The organism is Cupriavidus sp. SIMBA_020, from assembly GCF_046535395.1.
Lineage (GTDB): Bacteria > Pseudomonadota > Gammaproteobacteria > Burkholderiales > Burkholderiaceae > Cupriavidus > Cupriavidus campinensis.
The window spans coordinates 1-236 of the sequence record NZ_JAWRWU010001670.1; the positions used below are offsets into that span (position 1 = coordinate 1).

The 236-nt window shown below is 66.9% G+C and carries 1 pseudogene; it reads right to left on the reverse strand.

The annotated features are described in order from the left end of the window. Positions 1-208, reverse strand: a pseudogene (locus SB751_RS35285) (amino acid ABC transporter substrate-binding protein); the annotation flags it as partial. Positions 209-236 lie beyond the last annotated feature (28 nt).

Genomic DNA, 236 nt, shown 5'->3' on the forward strand with positions numbered 1-236 from the left:
TGTCGTAGCCTTGCGGCTGCATGTCGGTGCCGACCGAGCCGAACGGCGGATAGTCTTCAGGCACCGCGACGCGCAGCGTGCCGCTCTTGGCGATGGTGTCGAGCGCGTCGGCCTGGGCCGGGGCTGCGGCGAACAGCGCCGTCACGGAGGCAGCGAGCAACGCAGCCAGCCACGTGCGTCGGGAAAACGGTCGAATCGTCAGGCTCACGGTCAATCATCCTCGTCTGGTATGTCGT